The sequence below is a fragment of the Streptomyces mayteni genome, assembly GCF_054783955.1.
Genome location: NZ_BAAGPR010000213.1, coordinates 1 through 5,447, shown reverse-complemented (window position 1 = coordinate 5,447; position 5,447 = coordinate 1). Strand labels below are relative to the sequence as shown.

3 protein-coding genes and 1 pseudogene are annotated in these 5,447 nt (G+C 75.0%); 1 reads left to right on the top strand and 3 read right to left on the bottom strand.

All coding sequences use genetic code 11. The annotated features are described in order from the left end of the window. Positions 1 to 299, bottom strand: a 299-nt coding sequence (locus tag ACYVPE_RS39080) for a glycoside hydrolase family 48 protein (RefSeq protein ID WP_461038605.1), incomplete at its 3' end; no start/stop codon positions are given. Positions 300 to 963: 664 nt separating this feature from the next. Between ACYVPE_RS39080 and ACYVPE_RS39075 the strand changes: the two genes are divergently transcribed. After that, positions 964 to 2,355, top strand: coding sequence for a glycoside hydrolase family 6 protein (locus tag ACYVPE_RS39075; RefSeq protein WP_461038604.1), 1,392 nt, complete (start codon positions 964 to 966; stop codon positions 2,353 to 2,355). A 53-nt stretch (positions 2,356 to 2,408) separates the two neighbouring features. Here ACYVPE_RS39075 and ACYVPE_RS39070 read toward each other — a convergent pair whose 3' ends face one another. Together ACYVPE_RS39070 and ACYVPE_RS39065 are read right to left on the bottom strand one after the other, a co-directional pair. After that, entirely contained in the window at positions 2,409 to 4,913 is a 2,505-nt protein-coding gene (locus ACYVPE_RS39070; RefSeq protein ID WP_461038603.1) for a WD40 repeat domain-containing protein, read from the bottom strand. Beyond that, positions 4,910 to 5,447 (bottom strand): annotated as a pseudogene (locus ACYVPE_RS39065) (hypothetical protein); the annotation flags it as partial. The gene ACYVPE_RS39070 and the pseudogene ACYVPE_RS39065, both read right to left, overlap by 4 nt.

The window sequence follows — 5,447 nt, the reverse complement described above, 5'->3', positions numbered from 1 at the left end:
TCGTGACCGTGGTCCGGCGCCTCGACCAGCAGCGTCTCCACCGAGTGGTACGGGATCCCCTCGTCCGAGAAGTACCCGTTCGCCGGATCCTTGATCTTGGCGTACAGCTCGAGGAAGTCCTCCTCGAACTGGAGCAGCTGGGGTTCGTCCGCGCTGGCGCTGCCGCCCGCGGCCGTCAGGCCGAGGGGCATGGACAGCGCGAGGATCCCGGTCAACCACAGGCGTTGCCGGGTCTTCCTGGCTCGCGTTCTGGCTCTGCTGGTGGGGGTGGTGATCGCTGATCCACGTCGGATCCGCATCGCGCCTCCTCGCGGCTCGTGGGGGTGAGGAGCAGCGCGCACGCCGTGGGGTGGCGCACACACGGAAAGTGCCCTCAGAGGACGCCAGTGGGAGCGCTCCCAAGAATGTGAGCAATGGTTGCATGCGTCAACCCCCTTGACGAATCTGCTCGTTCCGGGGCAGGTCAGCGGTCAATTCTCGAACGCCCCCTTGGCGGGATGGGGTCGAATGGCCTACGGTCCCTTCAACCAGTGGGAGCGGTCCCAAGCTTGTCGGGCGCCTAGGACGGCGCGCCGGACGAAGCGGAGTCGCTCCAGATGCACCCCCACATCCCCCACACCAACCCCCACAGCCACCCCCACCACGTTCCCGACGCCCCGGGCGAACGGGGCCGCCCACTGCCGGGCCGGCGCGGCCGACACGGCCGTGCCCACGCGTGCGGGGAGTCGCTGCGGGGCCCCGGGAGATGTTCCCGGCAGCGACCGCGGCGCCCGAACCGGCACGCGCGGGATCCACGAACGGTCCGGACGATCCGTCACGTCGCCCCGCGCCGCCCCGGCGCGGCGACCAGGACGCCGGCACGTCCGTGACCCATGACCTCCCGTCGCGCGGCGGAGCTCCGCCGCGTCCGGCGGCATCGACGCAACGCGACCGAACCAGCGACCAACTGGAGGAAGAGCAGCGATGAGCCGCAGCAACCACCCCCCACACCGGCGACGCGCGCGCCGCTCCGCACTGGCGGTCGGCGCCCTGGCCGGCGCCTTCGCCGTCACGCTCAGCACGCTCGGCATGGCCCAGGCGAGCGAGGACCCCGGGGTCCTGGCCCGCGTGGACAACCCGTACGTCGGCGCAGACGTGTACGTGAACCCCGAGTGGTCGGCCCGCGCGGCCGCCGAGCCCGGCGGCTCGGCGATCGCCGACGAGCCGACCGGCGTCTGGATGGACCGGATCGCGGCCATCGACGGCGTCAACGGCGGCATGGGCCTCCGTGACCACCTGGACGAGGCCGTCGACCAGGCCGGCGGTCAGCCGATCGTCTTCCAGGTCGTGATCTACAACCTGCCGGGCCGCGACTGCGCGGCGCTCGCCTCCAACGGCGAGCTCGGCCCGACGGAGATCAACCGCTACAAGAGCGAGTACATCGATGTCATCGCCGACGTCCTGCGGGAGTACGAGAACGAGGCGAACCTGCGGGTCTCGGCGGTGATCGAGATCGACTCGCTGCCGAACCTCATCACCAACGTCAGCCCGCGGCCGACGTCGACGCCGCAGTGCGACACGATGAAGTCCAACGGCAACTACGTCGAGGGCGTCTCCTACGCGCTCTCGGAGTTGGGCTCGATCGGCAACGTCTACAACTACATCGACGCCGGCCACTACGGCTGGATCGGCTGGGACGACAACTTCGGCGCCTCGGCCGACCTCTTCCACCAGACGGCCACGCACGGCGAGGCCACGGTGGAGGACGTGACGGGCTTCATCGTCAACACGGCCAACTACGGCCCGACGGTCGAGCCCTACTACTCCATCAACGACACCATCAACGGGACCCCGGTGCGGCAGTCCTCGTGGGTGGACTGGAACCGCTACGTGGACAACCAGTCCTTCGCCCAGGGCTTCCGCCAGGAGTTGGTCAGCAGCGGGTTCAACTCGAACATCGGCATGCTGATCGACACCTCGCGCAACGGCTGGGGCGGCTCCGACCGGCCGTCAGGGCCCGGTCCGCGCACCGACGTGAACGCCTTCGTCGAGGGCAGCAGGACCGACGGCCGGATCCACGCCGGCAACTGGTGCAACCAGTCGGGTGCCGGCCTGGGCGAGCGCCCGACGGCCGCCCCCGCGTCCGGGATCGACGCCTACGTCTGGATCAAGCCGCCGGGCGAGTCGGACGGCGCGAGCCGCGAGATCCCGAACGACGAGGGCAAGGGCTTCGACCAGATGTGCGACCCGAGCTACCAGGGCAACCCCCGGAACAACAACCACCCGTCGGGTGCCCTGCCGGACGCGCCGCTCTCCGGCCACTGGTTCTCTGCGCAGTTCCAGGAACTGCTGGACAACGCCAACCCGCCCGTGTAGGTCGGCGGTTGATCAGCACCAGCTGAGCGGGGCCGGGGCGTTCGCCCCGGCCCCTACCGGCCGTCCGCGTGCTCGCGGCCCGGGCCGAGTGGCCAGCGCCGGGCGCCGAACTGGGTGACGGTGACCAGGGTTTCGCCGTCCGGGGAGAGCGCCACGCCGGCCTCGGTGGCGGCGAAGGGGAGTTCGGCGAGCACCGTGTCGGTGGCCGCGTCCCAGAGCGCGCTGCGGCCGTGGCTGCCGGGGAAGTAGGCGCGGGGGCCGGCGGCCGTCCAGACCAGGGCGCCGTCGGGGTGGTCGTGCATCGGGAGGTCGCGGACGGCGATCCGCGGGGCCGCGCGGCGGCGGGCGGTCGACTCGGCGGTGAGCGGCAGCAGCCAGAGCGCGGCGTGGCCGCGCAGCGTGGAGCCGGCGACGGCCAGTGCCGAGCCGTCGGGGGCGAAGGCGAGCCCGGTGATCCAGCGCAGTTGCTCGGGCTCGGCGCGCAGCAACGTTTTTCCTGTGGTGACGTCCCGGACCACCACCCGGGTCGCGCCGGCGCGCAGGCCGCAGGCGACCCGCTCGCCCGAGGCGTCGAGCGCCACCTGGTCGACCAGGCCGCCGCGCTCGGTGAGCATGAAGACCCGGCCGCCGGTCTCGGCGTCGAGCACCAGCACCCGGGCGGCGGCGTGCGAGGCCAGCACGAGGCGGGAGCCGTCCGCGCTGAACGCGAGCCGCAGCCGCTCCTCGCCGTGCGGCGCGGCCGGCGTCAGTTCGTGCCGCCAGCACCGCTCGCCGCCCATGACCTCGTCGAGCACCAGGCAGGGCTCGTCGCCGAGCAGGCCGCGTGCGACGACGTCGCCGCGCGGGCCGATGGCCAGGCCGGCGAGGTGGCCGGCGCCCGGCACGGGTGGCAGCTGGCGGACGTCGGGCGGGCCGCCGTCCGCCGGGAGGCGGCAGAGCAGCAGCGGGCGGCTGGCGGCGTGCCGGTCGAGGGCGGCGGAGAAGACCAGGGCGCGGGCGCCGTCGGCGACGGCGGCGTCGCGAACCGGCTGGTAGGAGCAGGGCAGTTCGCCGGGGAGCCCGGCGAGCAGCACCTGCCCGGGCCCCGGATCCCGGAGCGGCGGCGCGGCGTCGGCCGGCGGGGCGCAGCCGGCGAGGAACCAGGCGTCGATCTCCTCCTGGACCACGACGAGCGCGGCGCCGTCCGCGGTGAAGGCGGCCATGGCGCTCGCCGGGTCGGCCCACAGGGTGCGGCCCTCGCCGTCGAAGAGCAGCGAGCCGAAGTCGGCGCCGACGAACGCGTGCGGTCCCGCGGCGGTCCAGATCGCGCGTGCGGTGATGGCGGCGGTGGGCGAGTCGGCGTCCAGCCCCTCGGTGAAGCCGGTGGGGCGCAGCAGGCGCCCCGGGGTGAGGGTGGCGTCCCGCAGGGTGAGGAGCCGGGCGGCGGGGTGGGCGGCGGTGGCGAGGCCGGCGCTCTCGGGGGCGCCGCCGACGACGCCGCCGACGGCGATGGCCCCGGCGGCGTCCGGGGCGAAGGCGAGGGCGGCGACGGTGGTGAGCCCGGTGTCGGCGGTGGCCAGCACGGTTCCGTCGTCGACGGTGCGGAGCACCACCCGGCCGGCGGGGCCGGCGTGCAGCAGCAGTCGGCCGGTGGCGTCGAGCGCGACCGGGCCGAAGGCGTCCTCTCCTTCCGGGACGCGCAGCAGCACCCGGCCGGTGCCGGTCTCGACGACGGCGACGACGTCGGAGCTGCCGGTGCCGACGGCCAGCCGGCGGCTGTCGGCGGAGAAGGCGAAGCGGACGAGGTCGTCCATGCTGAGGCAGCCGTCGTCGATCGGGCAACCGTCGTCGTCCGCCCGGTCGTTGGCGGTGGCAGTGGTGGCGGTGCGGGGGACGATCCGCCAGAGCGGCTCGCCGGTGCGGGCCGACCAGGCGCGCCAGCCGCCCTCGACGGCGGTGACGACGGTCTCGCCGTCCGGGCTGACCTGGAGGTCGTACGCCTCGTCGTGGTAGTCGCCGCCGTCGAGGTAGCGGACGAGCGGGGCGTCCCGGGTGGTGTCCCAGCGGACGATGTCGCCGCCGTCGTGGTGCCATTCGGCCGCGGCGGCCAGGGCGATCCAGCGCAGTCCGGGCGGGGCGCCGACGGCGGTGACGCCGTTGTAGAAGTAGGCGCCGCCGTCCAGCGGGAGGGCCTGGTCGTCGGCGGGGTCGTCCGGCCAGTCGTCCGTCCCCTCCGCCCCGTCCTCGCCCGCGCCCTCCGGCAGTTCGTCTGCCCAGTCGTCTGCCCAGTCGTCGGCGACCGGGGACGGCACGGTGCCGGTCTCCACGCTGTCGAGACGGCCGAGCCGGCGGGTGCCGGCCAGCGCGTGGTGCGGGCGGACGTCGCCGGTGGCCCACTGGGCCCACCAGTGGTCGGGCATCGGGCGTTGGGCCGCCGGCCAGCGCAGCACCTCGGGGGTGAGGCCGGCGAGTCGCTCCGCGGGCAGGAGTTCGAGCAGCGCGCAGAGCCGCTGCCAGCCGGCCTGGTCGGGGCGGGCGGCGAGCAGGGCGTGGATCTCGGCGTCGGGCGCCACGGTCATGGGCTGGGCTCCAGCTCGTGGGCGCGGATCTCGGTGGGGGTGGCGACGACCAGGGCGCGGCCGTCGGTGGCCAGGGTCCAGGCGGTGGATCGGCCGAGCTCCGGCACGGCCTGCAGGGGCCGGCCGGTCAGCACGTCCCAGACGGTGACGGTGCGCCCGGTCCTGACGGCGGCCCGGGCGCCGGCGGCGCCCCAGACCGGGCGGACGGACTGCCGGCGGGCCTCGGCGGGCAGCGGGCCGAGTGCCCGCCGGTCCACGATGCCCGCGCCGGCCGCGAGGAGCACGGCCATGGCCACCCCGTCCGCCTCGCCGACCACGGCGAGGGTGTCGCCTTCCGGGCTGAACGCCAGGCCGCCGCACCAGTCGAGGCCGACGGTCCTGCTCTCCGCGCGGCCGGTGGCGAGGTCGAGCACCGCGATGCCGGCCGGGTCCTGGCGGGCGCGCCGGCCGCCGGCCCGGTGGCGGGCGCGGGCGGGGCTGCCGGCGAGCGCCGGCGGGTCGAGCACCCGGCGGCCGTCGACGGCGGCGAGCCGC